The following is a 19,633-nucleotide window of genomic DNA, read 5'->3' on the forward strand; positions in this document are numbered from 1 at the left end:
TAGTTAAAATTAACAAATATGAAAAGAAAAAAATTATTAACAAAAATCCTTGGGTTAATTTCTTGTTTTTCAGCATTGGCGATAGTTGGTTGTAAAAAAGATGATGACAGCGATCCACTTAGCTATTTACAAAATTGTATTGATAAAAACTTTAATGGCAAAAGTAACACATCTAATAAAATTGCCAATATTGTAGCAAAAAATTTTGATCAATCAAAAGATGAAACTGTTATTTATTCAGATTCTAATACAGAAGTTCATCAAGATAAATTTAGATCTGATAATATTAGTGGTTTGTATTATGATAAAAATGATCCAGCAAATCTATTATTTGAAAATAATTATATTTCAAAAGACCATACTGTTTACTACTTTTTGGTTAAATTTAAATTAAATGACCTTAACACTACATTTTATTTTCCTTTAGCGATTGTTCTTAATTCTAGTTCAATTGATCTTTCAGATGACAACTCTTACAAAGTTGCAACTAAAAAAGTTGGGAATACAGACAATCCTCTTATTACCACAAAATTTCCTTTTGCTGTTGGAAAATGTCTTCCTGATGGTTGATTTAGTCTACTATCGGGTTCAAATTAGTTTTTTAGTTTTAATGATAAAAAAAAATTTTTCCAAGAAGACTAAATCTTTTCTTTTAATTTTTCTTTCGAGTTTCTTTTTGGCATCTTGTGCTGAAGATAAGCCAAAATGATATGATAAGTACTTAAATAAAGCAAATAGCATTTTTTCAGATTATGATACTTATAGCAAAAATTATCAAAACCAAATTATAGGTGAAAAATGGGTTCTTAGATAAACTTTATAGTGATCCCAAGTATTTTCCTTTTTGAAATTTTAAAAATTTTTCATTAAAAGATTTAAAAAAGGAGTTTACTTTCGATGATAAAGATTCTTTTAAAAATTGTAAAATTGCTTTAAATTATTTGTTTCCATTAGATGCTTCAAAAGAAGAGCCAAAAGGTAATGTAGTGATTGAAGGTTATTTTCTTGTACCAAATGATAACAAAAAATCCAAAAATGATGATGTAGAAAAAAATTATTATATTCCAGTAAATTTTGTCTTTACTAATAAAGAAGATCTTTCTGTTATTGAAATTAACAATGATTTTCCAGATATTTTTTCAGAAAAACTACCCCCTACAATTTTTTTTATTGAAAAAATATTAATGATATTTTTTTTGAAAATTTTGAAAACTACGATTTTTCAAAGGATAAGGATAATCTCTTTGATTATAATAATTTTTCTAAGGCTGATATGGAAGCTTTTAACAAAGTAAAAAAAGATTTTTTTGCTAATTTTAATCTTGATTTAAAAATTAAAAACTTTAAATTTACTTCTAGTGATGATACAAAAAATCTTTCAAAGGCTCCAGAAGGAGTTTGTTTAAATGCATTAATTTTATGAAATGAAACTTCTAACAAAAAAATTGGCTCTAATTACAATATTTCTGTTAATTTTTATTATGAATCAGACTTTAACTTTAAAGATGTAATAAATAATCATTACAAAGATTACATTAAAATAAAACTTTTTAAAATTTAAATATAAATTACATCAACCTCAAAAAATTTTTTTTAGCAAACTACAAAATAGTTTGCTAAATTTTTTTTTATTTATTTATAATAGTAATGTAAAATGAAAAGACAAAAATTTTTCTAAAAAGAAAGGAAATTTTTATTTGAAAAAAAATAAACCAGATCAAAACAAAAATAAAAATTCTTCAAAAGTTGATTTAGAAAAAACTATTCACAATGACAATTTAGATTCTAAAAATGAAGATAAAAATAAAAATTTATCTGACAAAGAATTGTTAATAGAAAAACTAAAACAAAAAATTAAAGAACTAAAAGAGCAAAATGTTCATTTAAATTCTGAGATTTCAAGTCTTAAAAGACAAATTAATGTCTACAAAGCTTCCCATGAAGTTGTTGAAAATTTAAGAGACACTCAAAGTTTTTTAGAAAAACAAAAAAAAGAATGAGAAGAGAAAAAAAAATACGCTGCGAAATCATTTGTTTTTAGCATTATTGAACCTTTAGAATGATTTGAACAATCATTAAAATCTTCCAATAACCCAAATATTTCAAATGAAATAAGAAACTGATTAAAAGGTTTTGACATTATTTTAAATAAGTTCAAAAACATTATTTTAAAAGAGGGTGTTGAGGAAATTAAAACTCAAGTTGGAGATTTGTTTGATGAAAAAATTCACAACGCTATAGAAACTGTTAGTGATAAAAATTTTAAACCAAATACTATTGTTGAAATTTTTCAAAAAGGTTATAAATTTCATGATATTGTTATAAAACATGTTCAAGTGAAAGTTGCAAAATAAAATTAAAAAATAACGACTAAAAAAAAAAAAAAAAAAATATATGAGTAACAAAATAATTGGAATTGATTTAGGAACAACTAACTCTTGTGTTGCAATTATGGAAGGAAAAGACGCAAAAGTTATTACTAACGAAGAAGGTGGTAGAACTACTCCTTCAGTTGTAGCTTTTAAGGATGAAAATATTATTGTTGGTCAAGCAGCAAAAAACCAAATTGTTGTTAACCCAGACACAGTAGTATCTATTAAAAGAAAAATGGGAACTAATGAAAAGGTGAAAATAAAAGGTAAAGATTATTCGCCAGAACAAATTAGTGCTATTATTCTTCAAAAGCTAAAAAAATTTGCAAGTGATTATGTTGGAAGTGAAATTAAAAGAGCAGTAATAACTGTTCCTGCATATTTCAATGACGCACAAAGACAGGCAACAAAAGTTGCTGGTGAAATTGCTGGATTAAAAGTTGAAAGAATTATTAATGAACCAACAGCTGCAGCCTTAGCTTTTGGAATTGACAAATCTGAACAAGAAAAAAAAGTTTTGGTATATGACTTAGGTGGCGGAACTTTTGATGTTAGTATTTTAGAAATGCATGAAGGTACTTTTCAAGTTCTTTCAACTTCTGGAAATAATCACTTAGGTGGTGATGATTTTGACAATAAAATTATTGATTGATTAATTAATGAGTTTAAAAAAGACCACGCAATTGATCTTTCAAAAGATAATATGGCGCTTCAAAGATTAAAAGAGGCTGCAGAAAAAGCTAAAAAAGAGTTAAGTCAATCATTAGAAACAACAATTGAATTACCATTTATTTCAATGGATAAATCTGGACCTTTACACTTAAGTTACAAATTATCAAGAGCAAAATTTGATCAACTAACAGGTGAATTAGTAGAACTTACAAGAGAACCAGTTTTAAATGCCTTAAAGGATGCAAAATTATCTCCTTCAGATATTAATGAAATTTTGTTAGTTGGTGGAAGTACAAGAATTATTGCAGTTCAAAATTTAGTTGAAAAAGAATTAGGTAAAAAACCAAACAGATCAATTAATCCAGATGAAGTTGTTGCCCTTGGAGCGGCAATTCAAGCTGGTGTTATTCAAGGTGATGTCAAAGATGTTTTACTTTTAGATGTTACCCCTTTAAGTCTAGGGATTGAAACAGTTGGTGGGGTAATGACGCCATTAATTAAAAGAAATACAACAATTCCTGTAAATAAATCACAAGTTTTTTCTACAGCAGAAGATAATCAACCAGCAGTAGATATTCATGTCTTGCAAGGTGAAAGACAATTGGCAAGAGATAACAAATCACTTGGTAGATTTACTTTACAAGGTATTGACCCAGCACCTCGTGGTGTTCCTCAAATTGAAGTTACTTTCTCAATCGATGTTAATGGAATTGTAAATGTGACTGCAAAAGACTTAAAAACAAAAAAAGAACAATCAGTAACAATTAAAGATAGTAGTGGACTTTCAAAAGAGGAAATTGAAAGAATGATTAAAGAAGCCGAAGAAAACAAAGAAAAAGACGAGCTTCTTAAAAAAAATATTGAAACTAAAAATAAGGGTGAAAATTGATTACATCAAATGGATCAAATGTTGAAAGAAATTAAAGACGAAAAAAACCCTCAATTTGTTGAACTTAAAAAAAATCGTGATGAATTAGAAACTGCAATCAAAGAAGAAAATTATTCAGAAATTGAAAAAAAATGCAATGAAATGGATAAAATAATGCAAGCTGCAGCTCAATTCATGCAACAGCAACAAAATGCTCAAAAACAAGAATCAGATCAAGAACAAGTAACTGAAAACAACAGTGAAAATGACAAAAAAGATGATGTTGTGGATGCAGAAATTGTTGATGAAAATACTGATAAATAATTAAAATAATGGCAAATAAAAGAGATTATTATGATGTCTTGCAAGTTTCAAAAGACGCAACTGATGCTGAAATAAAAGCTGCATACAGAAAACTTGCAAGAAAATTTCATCCAGATGTAAACAAAGAACCAGACGCTGAGGCTAAATTTAAAGAAGTAAATGAGGCATATCAGGTTTTAATTGATCCAGAAAAAAGAAAATTGTATGATATGCATGGTCATGATGCCTTTAAATATGGAGAACAAGGTTCTCCATTCCAAGGCTTTTCGCAAGACTTTAACTTTAATGACATTTTTGGAAGTATTTTTGATCAATTTACTGGAGATTTTGGTTCAAATGAAAGTTTTTTTCAACAACAAAAAACAACCGTAAAAAATATTAAGATTTCTTTTTTAGATGCCTTATATGGATGTGATAAAAAATTATCAGTGACAATAAATGACATTTGTCCTCATTGTAATGGAAGTGGGGCTGAAACTCCGAAAGATGTAAAAACTTGTCCAACTTGTAATGGTAAAGGAAAAGTTTATCAACAAGTTGGTCCTTTCGGCCATGTTGTTACAACTTGTCCAACTTGTAAAGGTAAGGGAAAAATAATCACCAAAAAATGCCATCTATGTGGTGGATCTGGTCATGTAAAAAGCACTAAAACGATTGAAATTTCAATTCCTGCCGGAATTCAAAACGGACAAGCCCTAAAAGTAAACCTAGAAAAATTTTTCCGTAAAAGCGCCAGTATTTTTGTAAAAGTTTCTGTTGATTTTCATAAGTACTTTAAAAGGGATGATAATGATTTACTATTAGAAGTTCCCTTGCATTACAGTGATGCAGTAATTGGTACCACCCTTGAAGTTTTATCTCCATGATCGACAATAAAAATTAAAATTCCTAAAGGTACTCATTCTGGGCAAATATTTTGTGTTAAAGGACATGGAGTTCCCTTTCTAAATAATAAAAATAAAAAAGGTGATTTATACATTAAAATTGTTATTTATATTCCAGAATCTAGTGAAATTTCTCACAAAGAAAAAAACTTTTTATACGATATTCAAAGAGATATTGATTCAACTCCAACGAAAACATTTTTTGAAAAACTAAAATCTACCTTAAAATAAAACAGATGGAAAATAAAATTATTCTTGGCTATCATAAAAATTTCCAAAATGAAGCAATAAAAATTAAGGAATTTTTAGTTGCTAATAATTATCAAATTGTTTTAGAAATTTCTAATAATTGTGTGATTGAGTTGTCAAAAGAGATTACAAAAGCTCTTAAAAAAGATTTTTCATTAAGAGTTATTTTGTTAGATAATTATGGAATTTTTCCCTTTATGTTTCTTTCAAAAGTTAAAAAATTCATTGTTGCCTTAGTTACAGAAGAACATTCTTCTCATATGACAATGTTACATAACAATGCAAATATTTTAATTGTTCCTTTATCTTTTGTAGCAGTTCCTTTAGCTAAATCAATTATTGATGCCTATCTAAAAACTGTATATGAAAATAAAAGACATAAAATTCGTTTAGAAATGTTAGATTTAATGGTAAATTAATATGAAAATAGCAATTGGTTGTGATCACACTGTTGTTGATTTAAAAGAACAAATCATTGAATATTTAAAATCCAAAAACATTATCGTTTTGGATTGTGGTTGTTATAATAAAGTTTCAACCCACTACCCAATATTTGGAAGAAGTGTTGGAATTTTAGTTAGTAAAAAAAAAGTTGATTTTGGAATTTGTCTTTGTGGTACTGGAATTGGAATTTCAAACGCTTGCAATAAAGTAAAAAATGTTCGTTGTGTTTTAGCAACAAACATTTTAATTTGTAAAAAAGCTAGAGAATTATTTGATGCTAATGTTTTGGCGTTTGGAGGCAGAATTATTTCAATTGGTCTGATCCAAAACATGATTGATGTTTTTTTATCAACCCAATATTTAGGAAAATATCCAGAATTAGTTGAAGCAATTGACAATCAAATAAAAGTGACAAACACTTCAAAAACTTTATTTAATTCCTTGTTAAAACAATGATATCAAGGTTTTTTTACTGACGGAATTGAAAAAGAGGAAACCGAATTACCAAGGTACTAAAAATATGCTAGCAAATTTAAAAAAAATGCTTTTAAAAGCACAAAAATATCATTACGCAGTTCCTGCATTTAATGTTCATAACTTAGAAAATATTAGAGCTTGTGTAAATGCCGCTGTAAAACTTAGAAGTCCATTAATTTTGGCATGCACACCATCAACTTTTAAGTTTTCCGGGCTTGAAGAAATTATTGCAATCTGTTCTTCATACTCAAAAAAATATGACATTCCAATTGCATTACATATGGATCACCATCACACAATTAACCAAATTGCTGAAGGATTAGATCACGGAATTAGATCGGTAATGATTGATGCATCTCATTTTTCCTTGAATAAAAACATTGAATTAACCAAAGAAGTTGTTGAACTTTCAGAAAAGTATGATGCAACAGTTGAAGCAGAACTTGGGACAATTTCAGGAGTTGAGGATGATTTGGAAGTTGAACATCAAGAAGATGCTTGAATAACCCCAGAAATTGTTAAGGATTTTGTTGAAAAAACTGAAGTTGATTGTTTAGCTGTAGCATGTGGAACAGCTCATGGAATTTACTTTAAAAAACCAGTTTTAAATGTAAAACTTTTAGAAGAAGTGAAAAAAATTTGCAATATTCCTTTAGTTTTACATGGCGGAAGCGGACTTACAAAAGAACAAATTAGATCTTGTATCAAAGCAGGTGTTTGCAAAGTTAATATTGGTACCGAACTTAAAGCGCCATATGCAAATAGTTTGAAAAACTTTTTTGCTAGTAATCCAAAAAATAATGATCCAAGATTATTTTTAGATGCAGCAGTTAAAGAAATTCAAAAAGTTTGTGAAGAAAAAATTTTAATTTGCATGTCAAATAACAGATATTAGTTCATGATATTTTTATCATCTGAATCAGTAAGCGAAGGTCATCCTGACAAAATTTGCGATCAAATTAGTGATTCTGTTTTAGATTTTTGTTTGTCAATTGATCAAAAAGCTCACGTTGCTTGTGAGGTTTTTTGTTGCAGAAAAGTTATTGTTGTTGGTGGTGAAATTTCTTTTTCTTCCAAAGAATTAGAAAAAAAAGTCAATCTAACCGATGATATTGTACAAATTGTCAAAAATGTTTTAGAAAAAATTTATTTAAAAAATCAAGAAATTGATTATGGAATTAATTTTTCTGAAATAAAAATTATTAATTTAATTTCAAAACAATCAAAAGAAATTAAAAAATCTGTTGATAGCTCGATTGATGATAAAAATTCGCTTGGTGCTGGTGATCAGGGAATGTGTTATGGATATGCTGTTAATAAACCAGATGCAAATTATTTGCCAGAGCCTTATTTTTTAGCACAAAAATTAATTTGAATGGCAACTCAATTTCGAAAAAATTTTTATCCAGATAAAATTTTTCCTGACATGAAGTGTCAAATATCTGGAGATTTTGATGTTCAAAAAAAATTTATTACTAAAGTAATTGTTTTAAGTTGTCAACATGCAAAAAACTTTCCATTGTTGGACTTAAGAACCTTATTAAACAAGGAAGTTATTCAAAAATTTATTCAAAAATATCAATATTTGAGTAGTTTTTCTGATAAATTAGAAATTAAAATTAATTCAGCCGGAAATTTTCATTATGGTGGTTTTGTTGCAGACACTGGTCTTACTGGCAGAAAATTAGCTGTTGATACTTATGGTTCTTGGGGAAAAATTGGGGGCGGGGCACTTTCTGGTAAAGATTTGACAAAAGTTGATCGAAGCGGGGCATATTTTGCGAGATATATTGCCAAAAATTTAATTTGCTTGGGAATTGCAGATGAATGCGAAGTTCAATTGGCATTTAGTATTGGAATTTCAAAACCAGTTGCATATTATTTAAATTTTACTAATTTAAACTTTGAAAAATTTAAACAATATAATATTTATCAAAAAAATTTAACAGCAGAGGAATTGACAAAAATTGTCTTTTCTGTCTTTGATTGTCGCGTTTCTTCAATAATAAATTTGCTTTCTTCAGAAAAAATAAGTTATAATAAAACAGCAACATACGGCCATTTTACTGCACCTGATTATCCTTGAGAAAAGGCAGATATGGTAGATATTTTAAAAAACAAAATTATTGGCTGGTATGCAGAAAGAAATAATTAACCATGGACTTACAAAAAAGAGTTGATTTTTGAAATGATAATATTACAAGTGATGAAAGAAAAATTTTAAATTCATATCAAAAATATGAAATTGAAAATGGTTTCTTAAAAGAATTAGAGTTTGGTACTGCTGGAGTTCGTGCTGTTATGGGGATTGGTCCAAGTTACCTAAATAAATACACAATTATTCGCTTAACAATTGCTTTTTTTAACTATTTAAAAAAAAATGTTTTATCACAAAAGTTTTATGAAAAAGGAATTGTTATTTTTCATGATAACCGTAATAATAGTGCTTATTTTGCAAGCTTAGTGGCAGATATTTTTTCTTCATTCAAAGTTAAAGTTTATTTAACAAAAAATAATGAATTAATGCCAACGCCCTTATTGTCATTTGCAGTAAGAGAGTTAAATGCAATTGCTGGGATTGTAATTACTGCATCTCATAATCCAAAAGAGTATAATGGTTTTAAAATTTACAATTCTTTTGGGGCTCAACTTTTGCCCAAAGAGACAAAGTTAATTCAAAAAGAAATGGAAAAAATAACTGATGAATTTATTTTTGATTTTTCTTTTTCAAAAAAAAGCGATTTTATTAATGAAATTGATGAAGAAATAATTTTAAATTACAAAAATTTAGTTAAAAATTTAGCTTTGAACAGTCACTTAAAAAAAGAAATTAAATTAACTTTTTCAGCCCAACACGGCACTTCATATTATTTGATGCCAAAGATTTTAAAAGAACTTGGATATGAGGTTGATTTGGTAAAAGAACAGTGTGTGGTTGATGGTAACTTTACTCATACAAAATGCGCCAATCCAGAAGATAAAAGTGCCTTTGAATTAAGTTTTCAATATGCAAAGAAAAATGATTCAGACATTATTATTATGACCGACCCAGACGCAGATCGCCTTGGAGTTGCAGTAAAAAATTCAGAAAAAGATAAATATGAAATTTTATCTGGAAACACAGTTGCTTCTATTATGATTTATTATCTGACTACCGAACTAAAGAAACAAGAAAAATTACCGTTAAATTCGGTAATGTATACAACATTTGTTTCTGGTTCTTTACCTTCCAAAATTGCAGAAAAGCACAATGTAAAAACAATTCTCACTCCAACTGGATTCAAATGAATGGCAAAAGAAATTATTGAAAATCCAAAATATAAAATGGTTTTTGCCTTTGAACAAGCAATTGGATATTTAGTTTCGGATTTTGTTCTTGATAAAGACTCTTTTCAAGCAGCAGTGCTTCTTGTAGATCTTGCAAACTATTACAAAGTAAAATACAATTTATCCCTTTTAGAAGTTTATGAAAACATTCAAAAAGAATATGGATATTACATTGAAAATGATTTTTCAATTGTTGTTAAGGGTCTAAAAGGCATGGAAATATTTGGAAAAATTATGGAAATCTTTCGAACTCGAAGAATTAAAAATATTAACAATGTTTTTGTTTTACAAAAACAAGATTACTTAATTACTTTTCCAAAAAATGATTATAAATGTAACTTAATTAAATATACTGTCGAGGATGGCTGATTTGCAATTCGTCCCTCTGGAACTGAACCAAAAATAAAAATTTATCTTTCAATATCATCTAAAAACAAAGAAAAATGTGAAGAAGTTTACAACAAATTAAAATTTGGTCTAAATTCTTTTATTAAATTAAAAATCGAAGAATTTAGTTAAAAACACTTTAACTTTTCTTGCAATTTTAAAAAATCATTTTTATCCATTTTTGTTCTTTTGTTCTCTTGCTTATAAGGATTTTTATTATATCTTGGAATAATATGTCAGTGAAAATGAAAGATAATTTGATTTGCACATTTATTAATGTTGGTTGTAATATTAAAACCATCACAATGAATTTTTTTTTGGATTTCTTTAGAAATTTTGGCAACAAATTGAATTCCTTCATTTAAATCATCTTTTGAAACTTCTAAAAAATTTTGATAATGTTTTTTAGAAATTACCAGCGTATGTCCATATTCAATGGGAAAAAGATCAAGGATTGCAATAAAATTTTTTGTTTCATCGATTTTGTAACTTTTAATTTTTGAATTAACAATATCACAAAAAATACATTTTTCATTCATCTTATTAAAATTATTATCCAAAATAAGTTTTTTTTAAAAACTTTTTTTAAAACTTAAAATAAAATTAATCGAAATGGCTCTTTTTAAAAAATTTTTTTCAAAAAAAGAAAAAGAACTTGATAAAAAAAAATATCAATCTACTTTTTACCAATCAAGCTCTTTTATTAAAAAATTTTTTCAGAAATTAACCTCTTTTACGACAAAAATTGATGATGATTTTTTTTTAGAATTAAAAAATATTTTGTTAAAAATTGATTTTTCTTATGATTTATCAGAAATTATCATTGAACAACTAAAAAAAGAAGTAAAAATTTTAAAAATTTCTGATCCTAAAGAGATAAATAAGTTATTAATTGATATTTTAAAAAACAGTTATTTAAATGAAAGAGAAATTTTTTTATCTACTAACAAAATTAAAATTTTTTTAATTGTTGGTATTAATGGCGTCGGAAAAACCTTAACTTGTGCAAAACTTGCCAATTTTTTTCAAAAAAAAATTAAGGTTTTGCTTGTTGCTGGTGATACTTTTAGAAAAGGTGCTGTAGAGCAATTAGCTTTTTTTGCCAATAAATTAAATATTGACATTATAAAACCGAAAAAACCTTATCAGGACCCAGCAAGTTTAATGTATGAAGCTATCAATTTTGCAAAAAATTTAGATGAAGAAGTATTAATTATTTTTGATAGTGGAGGAAGAATTGAAAGTAATGTTAATTTACTAAATCAATTAAAAAAAATTGCTTCAATTCCAGAAAAATTATTAAATTATCAATGCGATGAAATTATTATGATTGTTGATAGTTTAACAGGGCAAAACAGCTTTAATCAAATCCAATACTTTCAAGAAAAGCTAAATCTTACCGGAATTATTTTTACAAAGGTTGATAGCCTTTCAAAAGTTGGGATTATTTTTAAAATTAACAATTTTTTTAAACTACCAGTATTTTTCTTTGGAACTGGGGAAAAAATCGATGATTTTTTAGTTTTTGATTTAGAAAATTATCTCGAAACTAACTTCAATTTTTATTAATTTTTTCATTTTTTTATTAAAATTTTTATATGTTTAACTACCTTTCAAAAAAATTAGCAAAATGCTTAACTAGAGCAAAAAACAGTGTTTTAATAACCCCCCAACTTATAGATGATATTTTCAAAGAAATAAGAATTGTTTTTTTAAACGCAGATATTGAAGTAAATTTAGTTGATAAATTTTTAAACGAATTAAAAGAAAAAATTTTAATTGACACCAAAGACGTTAAAGTTAATGCTAATAGTTTTATTATTAAAGAACTAAAAAAGGCATTAGAAGCAACTTTTTTATCAAATAATGCCATTAATTTAAAAAAAGCTAATTTTTCTTGCTATTTAATTTGCGGCCTTCAAGGAAGTGGTAAGACAACAACTTGCGCAAAACTTGCCAATTTATTGGCAAAAGAGGACAAAAAAGTTTTAGTTGGTTCTGTAGATGTTTATCGACCAGAAGCATTAACACAACTTAAACTATTTATTAAAGAAATTAATAATGATAAATGCGTTTTTTTTGAAACTGAAACCAAAGAACCCTTAAAAATTGCCAAAGAAATTAAAGACTTTGCCGTTAAAAATGGTTATGATTATCTAATTTTAGATACTGCTGGTAGACTTCATGTCGATAAAAAGTTAATGTTTGAATTAGAAAGTATTTGTAAATTAATTGATCCATTAGAAATTTTTTATATTACTGATGCAAACATTGGGCAAATGGCATTAAATATTTTTGAACAATTTAAAGAATATGTTAATGTAACTGGAATAATTGGCACAAAAATGGAAGGTATGGCGAAAGGCGGTTCAATTTTTAGTATTGTTTACAAACATCAAGTACCGATAAAATTTTTAACTTTTGGAGAAAAAATTGAAGATATTGAAAATTTTGATAAAACCAAAATTGTTCAAAAAATTTTAAGTATTGAAAGTCCTCTTTCAGTTTTAAAAAAAGCCAAATTAATTTTGTCTGAAAAAACTGATGAAAAAATTGAAAGAAGAATTTTAAACAATCAGTATGACTTGAACGACTTATTATTACAACTTTTACAAATTAAAAAATTTAATAAAATTTCCAAGTTTTTGTCATTTATGCCTCAAATGCAAAAAATTACCCCAGAGCAAAAAGAAATAATTAACAAAAGAATTATTATTTTTACCGCTTTAATTAACAGTATGACTTTAAAAGAAAGAAAAGATCCAAAATTATTAAAAAATAGTTTTCGAAAAAATCGAATTATTAAAGGCTCTGGAAGAAATAATCAAGAATTTAATTTATTACTTCGTCAATGAGAACAATATAAGACCCTTCAAAAACATTTAAAAAATCGAAATTTAAAAGGATTTAAATTTTAACTTTTAATAAAAATATCTAATTTTATTTTATAATACTTTTGTTAAATAAGGATAAATAAAGAATATGGTAAAAATAAGACTTACAAGATTTGGCAAAAAAAAGTTTCCTCACTATCGAATTGTTGCAGTTGATTCAAAACAAAAAGCAAAATGCTTTAATTATTTAGAAAACTTAGGTAATTATAACCCTGCTTCTAAAGAATTAGTTTTGAATGAAAATCTTTGCGTTAAATGGCTATTAGTTGGGGCACAACCTTCAGAAACTGTCAAAAACTTGTTTAAACAAAAAAAAATTTTTGAATTATATTTAAAACAAAAACAAAACAAAAACTTATAAAATTTTTTGAAAATATATAATTTTTTTATTATTACGGTCTTTGAAAATTTATTTAATACTTATTTTTCTTTTTCTTTTCCCAAAAAAGGATTAAAAAAATACTTTGATTATCAACTATTAAATTTACAAAAATTTTCAGATGAAAATAAAATTCCTTTTCATCTCCCAGCATTTGGTGGAATTGGGGGAATGCTTGTAAATCCTTTGGTTTTAAGTAAAGCAATAAAATCTTTAAAAAATAAGAATTCTTACGTTATTTTATTATCACCACAAGGAAAAAAGTTTTCAACAGAAATTGCTTTAGAGTTATTAAATTTAAAAAAAAATTTAATTTTTGTAAATACTAGATTCGAGGGATTTGATCAAAGAATCTTAAATGAAGTTGATATGGAACTTTCGGTTGGGGATTATGTTTTAAATGCTGGAGAAATTGCAACTTTAGTTGTTTTAGACGCAATAATTAGATTAATTCCTGATTTTATTAAAAAGAAAAACATTGAAAATGATTCTTTTTATCATGGGCTTTTGGATTGCAATAATTTTACGAAACCTGTTACTTTCAACAATATTGAAGTTCCAAATGTATTAAGAAGCGGAAATCACAAAGAAATTGAAAAATGAAAAAATAAATCAATGTTGGAAAATACTTATAAAAAAAGAAAAGACCTATTATTAAATTATCATTTTTCTAATGATAAAATTATGTATCTTTGAGAAATAATTAAAAAGGAGAAGATCGAAAAAAATGGAAAATAAAATTTTGGCAGTTGTTAAATCTCAATATGTAAGGGATGATGTTAAAAATTTTAATGTTGGCGATTATATTAGTATTCAATTAATTTTTCAAGAAAAAAATAAAAAAAAAATTCAAAATTTTGATGGTTTATGTATTAGTAAAAAAGGAACGAGCAATACAAAAACATTTACTTTAAGAAAAAATTTGTTTGGTGTAAATGTTGAAAGAACTTTTTTTCTAAATAGTCCATCAATAAGTAAAATTGATATCATTAACTCTTATAAAGTTAGAAGAGCAAAACTTTATTTCTTGAGAAAACACAAAGGAAAAAACATTCCTTTAGTAAAAAAAACTCAATACTTAAGTAAGAAATAATTTTTTAATGAATTTTAAAAATAAAAAATTTTTACCTATTTTTTTATCATCTTTGTTTCTTGTATCTTGTAGTGATAAAATTATTTTTCATTTTAATAAAAATAAAATTGTAAAAACCTTCAAAGATCACTTTGGTTGAAAAAAAGATGCTGCTGGTTGGGGTAGTGAAGATGATAATAAAACTTGAAATCAAATTGTTTTTAACATTAACTTTAAAAAAGATCTTGAAAGTTTTGTATCATCTTCTAGTTTTCGCAACAATTTTCGCGATAAAGATAAACAATCAAATAATATTTTATATTTACCTCAAAATTTTTCTTTTAACACATCTGTCACTCCAGTACCAACAACCGAAGATGAATTAAAAAAATTTTAAATTTTCAATTGACTTTAGAAATCCAGACTTTAAACTATGTTATTTTATTGATAATATTGATAATTTTAAATCAACAGATTTAAAAAACAATAGTATTTTGAACAAAGATGATTCTCAAATTTGAAATATTTTGTTTAAAAATTATAACAACATAACTTCCAATAATGATTTTCAAATAAATATTATCGTTCAAGATTTACTTGATAGTAGTTATTATCTTGCAAATTACACCTTAGGCGCTGATTATTCAAATGTTCAACTAAAAAATATTTATTTTTTAGACCAATCTGAAAAAATGAATAATTTATTAAAAAATTTAAATTTTCAAAATAAGGATAAAACAAAAGGTCCTCAATTAAATTTAGGTGAATTAAATAAATATTTTACTAATAATCAAATTGATAAGATTAAGAATCATTTACAAAATGACGATATTAAAACAAATTTTTTATCATTTTTCAATCTAGGTAAAGATACAAACCCACCAAAAGATAAAACCCAAATTAACAGCAACTACAATTTAGATTTTTTTAAAAATTGAGATTTTAATAAACATCAATGCCAAAATAATGGTGATATGTATGTTTGTTCTGTGAATAATTTTTTAAAAACAGAAAATTGAAAAAGCGATAAATCATTTGACTTTTTTACTTTGTATGATATAGATAGTAATGGAAAAATTATCTTAACTTGCAAACTAGAAATTAACTACGACAATGATGGAAACCCAACATTTTTTAATGTTTTATTAGATAATTTTTATTACAACAACAATTAATAATTTTTACTTATTTAATAACAAATTTTTTATAAATTTTTATTAAATAAATGGCACCCACAGAGGGAGTCGAACCCCCATCAGAAAAGTAGAAGTTTTCTATTCTATCCATTGAACTATGTGGGCAGAAATACAATAAAATTATAAATTAATTTTGTTTTTTTTAAAATATTTTTTGCCAGTTTTTTAAAAAATATTTTTTAATATCTTATAATAATTTACATTAATACTTTTATCTAAAAATAAAAACACAAAACTAAAAGAAATTTAAAAAATACAAATTTATATGAGTAATTTAAATCATAATCAAAGGTATAAGAAAAAATCAAAACTTTTTTCACTTATTTTGTTTTCACCACTACTTTTGCTTTCTGCATGTTCTTCTAAAAATAATTTTGAAAATGGAGAATTAGCCTATAAAAGTTTTATTAAAATAGTTAAAGACCATTTTGGGTGAGTCAAAGATGATTACAATTGAGGTGCAGAAAATGATGATAAAAAATGAAATAATTATAAAATTGGACCAAAATTAAAAAGTGATATTACATCTTTTCTTGATGGGCAAAATTACTTAACTAATTTAAACAATACTAAAAATTGATCAGCACTTTATTGATTTCCAAAACTTACTGTAACTGGCTCAGCACCAGGTGGCGCTTCATACAACTTAGATGATATTAGTGATTCTAATATTGAATTAATTGGTGTTGGTAAATATTTGGCAGATTTTTACAAAAATAAAGATTTTTTAAAACCATATCTAAATTATAATTTTTTAAAATTACCAACAACCGAAGATCCAAGTGGTCATTTTACCATGTTATTTTCTTTAAATGGATATTCAGAAGATATTTCAGACATCTATAAAATAACCTACGATTTTCAACTTTCAGACACAGCCGGTTCTTTTATTGATAATACTTTATCTATTTCTAATGTTCAAAACTTAGATAGAATTGAAAAATTAAATTCTATAAATAGTTCACATATTATTAATACTGATTCTGATAATTTTAAAAAAATATTTATTAATCATTTTAAAAATTTTGATTCTTCATTTAAAATAGACACTTCAAAATTTAAAGTTATTGGTTATGGTTTGTTTGATAAAACTTCTGATACTTCACCAATTACTTTAGATTCTGACTGAAATTTAATTTCTATTGATAGTTCTACCTTTATTCATAACTCTTCTGATTATTTTGAAGCAAAAAATGATGACACCAAAAACTTTTGATTTAATGATGGATCTCTTAAAAAAATTTATTTTTCATATGAACTAGATAATAAATTTTTACTAAATTTTTCTTTTTCACTTAATTGACAGGCAGACAACAATAAAATTAATCGCAGTGACGACAGTAAAGTTATTGATTTTAAATGAGAAACAATTAGTGATTCTGCATGAGTAAATCCACAAAAATAAAAATCTTTTTAAGTTTTAACTTTTTAATTTTCTTTTTTTTACTTTTTTTTCTTTCTTCTTGTCAAAAACTCAGCCTTGATGTTTCTGATTTAAACGATAAAATTGAGAAAGTAATTAAAAAAAATTTTAATAAAAATTTTTCAAGATCAGTTTTTGATAGTGCAATTGTAAGTTATGGTACAGAACGTAAAAACTACGACCATTTAGACCATTTTTTTTGCAAATATGATTCAACATCTGATAGTGTTTCTATCAATGGGAATATATTTTTGTCATATCTACCCGATCAACCTGATAAAAAATTATATATTGATAGTATTGGCAAAAAAGATAATAATTATACTTTTAGATGCTATTTTCACAACATATTTTATGATAAAAACCAAAAACAAAAACAACACGACTTTTATTCTTACATTAATTTTACCATGAGTGATGTTGAATTTAAGTCGGTAAATGTTGATTTTTTTTCTGATTTTATTGAGAAATAAATTTAATTTATAAAATAATAAAACTTATTAAGACTAAAGCGATAATAAAACCAAAATAGAATAAGAAGAAGAGATAATTTATATTATGATTAAAGAAACTGATTTTTTTAGATTAAACAATTATTTAAGTCTTTTTGACCCAGAAAATCCAGATTTTTCTTTAATTGAAAATGACAAAAAAGCATTAAATTTATATTTGGATTATATTAATTCTAAATATAAAACTTTTGCTTCTGTCAAAGATAAACTAAATTGAATGATTGAAAATGATTATTACGATAATTTTTTTGAAAATTATTTTGAAGATGACATTTTAGATTTATTTGATTATGGGAAACACTTTGACTTTAAATTTGCTTCTTTTTTAGCAGCTTATCGTTTCTATGAAAACTATAGTTTAAAAACTGACGATCAAAGTTTTTATTTAGAACATTTTTATGAGCGCTGCGTTGCTTGTGCTTTATGTCTAGGACAAGGAAAAATTCATGCTGTAAGAGAGTTTTTAACCATATTTTTAAATCAAACATATCAACCAGCGACACCGACTTTTATGAATGCGGGAAGAAAGAGAAGAGGAGAATTTTATTCTTGTTATCTTTTATCAATGGATGATTCTTTAAATTCGATAAATTATAACATTTCTGTTTCGGCTCAACTTTCAAAAATTGGTGGTGGTGTTGCCATTGATCTTACAAGACTTAGAGGACAAGGGTCACCAATCAAAGGCTTTTTAAACCAGTCTAGTGGAGTATTACCAGTTGCAAAACTTCTAGAAGATACTTTTTCATATGCAAATCAACTAGGTCAAAGACCTGGAGCAGGAGCAGTTTACTTAAGCATTTTTCATTGAGATATTTTAGAATTTTTGGATACAAAAAAAATAAATATTGATGAAAAAATTCGCTTAAAAACTTTGTCAATTGGGGTATCAATTCCTTTAAAATTTTTTGAATTAGCAAAAGAAAATAAAGAAATTTATGTTTTCGATCCATATTCCCTTTACAAAGAAACAAACACTTACTTAGATGAAATTTGCATGGAAGAAATGTATGATTCTTTAGTTACTAATGAAAATTTAAGAAAAAAAAAGCTTTCTTTAAGCGCTAGAGAATTATTGTTTAAAATTGCAAGAATTCAAAAAGAATCTGGTTATCCTTATTTATTTTTTAAAACTAATGCAAACAACGCCAATCCAATTGATGGCCATATCAGAATTACTAACTTGTGCACCGAGATTATGCAAAAACAAGAAATTTCTGTGATTAACAATTACGGTGAAATTTCTGAATTTAATCTTGACGTTGTCTGTGTTTTAGGTTCTTTAAATGTTTTAAATGTCATGAATAAAAAAAACATTCGTGATGTTGTTTCTAACGCAATTGATGCATTAACAGCAGTTATTCAAATTTCTGATTTAACAAATGCACCAGGTGCTAAAAAAGCTGCAGAAAAACTTCGAGCAGTGGGGCTTGGAGCAATGAATTTAGCAGCATTTTTTGCTACTAATGAAATTAATTATGAAAGTGATGAAGCACTTGATTTTGTAAATATTTTTTTTATGATGGTAAATTATTATTCTTTAGTTCGTTCCAATGAACTAGCAAGAATCCATCGTTCAACCTTTTTAAATTTTGAAAAAAGTGATTATAAAAATGGTAGATATTTTGAAAAATATTTGTCAGAAGTAGAACTTACCATTAAAACCAAAAAAGTTTCAAAATTATTTGAAGGATTTCATATTCCTACAAGGGATGAGTGAAATATTTTAAAAGAAAATGTTAAAAATTATGGTCTTTATCATGCTTATCGCTTAGCTATTGCACCAACTCAATCAATTTCTTACATTCAAAACGCAACATCTTCAATTCTTCCAATTTCTGAATTTGTTGAATATCGAAAATATAATACCATGGAAGCATATTTTCCAATGCCTTTCTTAAATAAAGAAACTTTCAAGTATTACAAATCGGCCTATGATATGGATCAAAAAAATATTATAAAACTGGTTTCTGTAATGCAAAAGCATATAGATCAAGGAATTAGTTTAACGCTTTTTCTAAATCAAGATGATTCCTTAGAAAAACTAGTTTCATATTATGTTTTTGCCCAAGCAAATAAACTAAAATCCCTATATTACACAAGAATTAAAACCAAAAATTTAGAAAAAGAATGCGAAAGCTGTTCAATATAAA

Annotated in this window: 23 protein-coding genes and 1 tRNA gene; 22 read left to right on the forward strand and 2 right to left on the reverse strand. The window is 25.7% G+C overall.

Going from position 1 to position 19,633, the window contains the following annotated elements; translation table 4 throughout:
* The first annotated feature begins 18 nt into the window (after positions 1-18).
* The 12 genes from JTY60_RS01565 to JTY60_RS01620 all read left to right on the forward strand — a co-directional run bounded on the left by JTY60_RS01565 (position 19) and on the right by JTY60_RS01620 (position 10,136).
* Entirely contained in the window at positions 19-597 is a 579-nt protein-coding gene (locus JTY60_RS01565; protein WP_434414360.1) for a hypothetical protein, read from the forward strand.
* Complete coding sequence (locus JTY60_RS01570) at positions 563-814, forward strand: hypothetical protein (RefSeq protein WP_434414361.1); 252 nt, start codon at positions 563-565, stop codon at positions 812-814. The genes JTY60_RS01565 and JTY60_RS01570 overlap by 35 nt, the downstream gene beginning before the upstream one ends.
* Positions 792-1,295, forward strand: coding sequence for a hypothetical protein (locus JTY60_RS01575; protein ID WP_434414362.1), 504 nt, complete (start codon positions 792-794; stop codon positions 1,293-1,295). The genes JTY60_RS01570 and JTY60_RS01575 overlap by 23 nt, the downstream gene beginning before the upstream one ends.
* Entirely contained in the window at positions 1,274-1,561 is a 288-nt protein-coding gene (locus JTY60_RS01580; protein WP_434414363.1) for a hypothetical protein, read from the forward strand. Before JTY60_RS01575 ends, JTY60_RS01580 begins: the two co-directional genes overlap by 22 nt.
* Before the next feature lie 136 nt (positions 1,562-1,697).
* Positions 1,698-2,354 (forward strand): nucleotide exchange factor GrpE, encoded by a 657-nt coding sequence (locus JTY60_RS01585; RefSeq protein ID WP_434414364.1) that lies wholly within the window; start codon positions 1,698-1,700, stop codon positions 2,352-2,354.
* Positions 2,355-2,394: 40 nt separating this feature from the next.
* Complete coding sequence (gene dnaK / locus JTY60_RS01590) at positions 2,395-4,236, forward strand: molecular chaperone DnaK (RefSeq protein WP_434414365.1); 1,842 nt, start codon at positions 2,395-2,397, stop codon at positions 4,234-4,236.
* An 8-nt stretch (positions 4,237-4,244) separates the two neighbouring features.
* A complete protein-coding gene (locus tag JTY60_RS01595; RefSeq protein ID WP_434414366.1) occupies positions 4,245-5,351 on the forward strand; it encodes a DnaJ C-terminal domain-containing protein in 1,107 nt (368 codons plus the stop codon).
* A gap of 5 nt (positions 5,352-5,356) precedes the next feature.
* Positions 5,357-5,788 (forward strand): RpiB/LacA/LacB family sugar-phosphate isomerase, encoded by a 432-nt coding sequence (locus JTY60_RS01600; protein WP_434414367.1) that lies wholly within the window; start codon positions 5,357-5,359, stop codon positions 5,786-5,788.
* A 1-nt stretch (position 5,789) separates the two neighbouring features.
* A complete protein-coding gene (locus JTY60_RS01605; protein WP_434414368.1) occupies positions 5,790-6,329 on the forward strand; it encodes an RpiB/LacA/LacB family sugar-phosphate isomerase in 540 nt (179 codons plus the stop codon).
* A 4-nt stretch (positions 6,330-6,333) separates the two neighbouring features.
* The gene (locus JTY60_RS01610) at positions 6,334-7,185 is read left to right on the forward strand and encodes a ketose-bisphosphate aldolase (RefSeq protein ID WP_434414369.1); all 852 of its coding nucleotides are present in this window, start codon (positions 6,334-6,336) and stop codon (positions 7,183-7,185) included.
* A gap of 3 nt (positions 7,186-7,188) precedes the next feature.
* Positions 7,189-8,445 carry a methionine adenosyltransferase gene (gene metK, locus JTY60_RS01615; RefSeq protein WP_434414370.1) on the forward strand — a complete coding sequence of 419 codons (1,257 nt, stop codon included), beginning with the start codon at positions 7,189-7,191 and terminating at the stop codon, positions 8,443-8,445.
* 2 nt (positions 8,446-8,447) lie between these two features.
* A complete protein-coding gene (locus tag JTY60_RS01620) occupies positions 8,448-10,136 on the forward strand; it encodes a phospho-sugar mutase (RefSeq protein WP_434414371.1) in 1,689 nt (562 codons plus the stop codon).
* Here JTY60_RS01620 and JTY60_RS01625 read toward each other — a convergent pair.
* Complete coding sequence (locus tag JTY60_RS01625) at positions 10,133-10,543, reverse strand: HIT family protein (protein WP_434414372.1); 411 nt, start codon at positions 10,541-10,543, stop codon at positions 10,133-10,135. The genes JTY60_RS01620 and JTY60_RS01625 overlap by 4 nt on opposite strands.
* A gap of 73 nt (positions 10,544-10,616) precedes the next feature.
* Here JTY60_RS01625 and ftsY point away from each other — a divergent pair, with 73 nt between their 5' ends.
* The 7 genes from ftsY (at position 10,617) to JTY60_RS01660 (ending at position 15,524) form a co-directional block, all read left to right on the forward strand.
* Positions 10,617-11,573, forward strand: a complete 957-nt coding sequence (gene ftsY, locus JTY60_RS01630; protein ID WP_434414373.1) for a signal recognition particle-docking protein FtsY — start codon at positions 10,617-10,619, stop codon at positions 11,571-11,573.
* A 29-nt stretch (positions 11,574-11,602) separates the two neighbouring features.
* Positions 11,603-12,922 carry a signal recognition particle receptor subunit alpha gene (locus tag JTY60_RS01635; RefSeq protein ID WP_434414374.1) on the forward strand — a complete coding sequence of 440 codons (1,320 nt, stop codon included), beginning with the start codon at positions 11,603-11,605 and terminating at the stop codon, positions 12,920-12,922.
* A gap of 64 nt (positions 12,923-12,986) precedes the next feature.
* The gene (gene rpsP / locus JTY60_RS01640; protein ID WP_434414375.1) at positions 12,987-13,259 is read left to right on the forward strand and encodes a 30S ribosomal protein S16; all 273 of its coding nucleotides are present in this window, start codon (positions 12,987-12,989) and stop codon (positions 13,257-13,259) included.
* Between the two features lie 6 nt (positions 13,260-13,265).
* Entirely contained in the window at positions 13,266-14,015 is a 750-nt protein-coding gene (trmD, locus tag JTY60_RS01645) for a tRNA (guanosine(37)-N1)-methyltransferase TrmD (RefSeq protein WP_434414376.1), read from the forward strand.
* The gene (gene rplS, locus JTY60_RS01650) at positions 14,005-14,370 is read left to right on the forward strand and encodes a 50S ribosomal protein L19 (protein WP_434414377.1); all 366 of its coding nucleotides are present in this window, start codon (positions 14,005-14,007) and stop codon (positions 14,368-14,370) included. The genes trmD and rplS overlap by 11 nt, the downstream gene beginning before the upstream one ends.
* A gap of 7 nt (positions 14,371-14,377) precedes the next feature.
* Complete coding sequence (locus JTY60_RS01655) at positions 14,378-14,746, forward strand: hypothetical protein (protein WP_434414378.1); 369 nt, start codon at positions 14,378-14,380, stop codon at positions 14,744-14,746.
* A gap of 97 nt (positions 14,747-14,843) precedes the next feature.
* A complete protein-coding gene (locus tag JTY60_RS01660; protein ID WP_434414379.1) occupies positions 14,844-15,524 on the forward strand; it encodes a hypothetical protein in 681 nt (226 codons plus the stop codon).
* Positions 15,525-15,575: 51 nt separating this feature from the next.
* On the opposite strand, the gene JTY60_RS01665 is transcribed toward JTY60_RS01660, so the two are convergent.
* A tRNA-Arg gene (locus JTY60_RS01665) sits at positions 15,576-15,650 on the reverse strand.
* Between the two features lie 160 nt (positions 15,651-15,810).
* Here JTY60_RS01665 and JTY60_RS01670 point away from each other — a divergent pair.
* From JTY60_RS01670 to nrdE, 3 genes are all read left to right on the forward strand, one after another.
* The gene (locus JTY60_RS01670) at positions 15,811-16,950 is read left to right on the forward strand and encodes a hypothetical protein (protein ID WP_434414380.1); all 1,140 of its coding nucleotides are present in this window, start codon (positions 15,811-15,813) and stop codon (positions 16,948-16,950) included.
* On the forward strand, positions 16,929-17,441 hold the full coding sequence (locus JTY60_RS01675) for a hypothetical protein (protein WP_434414381.1): 513 nt from the start codon (positions 16,929-16,931) through the stop codon (positions 17,439-17,441). The genes JTY60_RS01670 and JTY60_RS01675 overlap by 22 nt, the downstream gene beginning before the upstream one ends.
* 85 nt (positions 17,442-17,526) lie before the next feature.
* Positions 17,527-19,632: a class 1b ribonucleoside-diphosphate reductase subunit alpha gene (gene nrdE, locus JTY60_RS01680; RefSeq protein WP_434414382.1), complete on the forward strand. Its 2,106-nt coding sequence runs from the start codon at positions 17,527-17,529 to the stop codon at positions 19,630-19,632.
* The last annotated feature ends 1 nt before the right edge of the window (position 19,633 follow it).

Source organism: symbiont of Argiope bruennichi (assembly GCF_051094275.1).
GTDB lineage: Bacteria > Bacillota_I > Bacilli_A > Mycoplasmatales > SG1.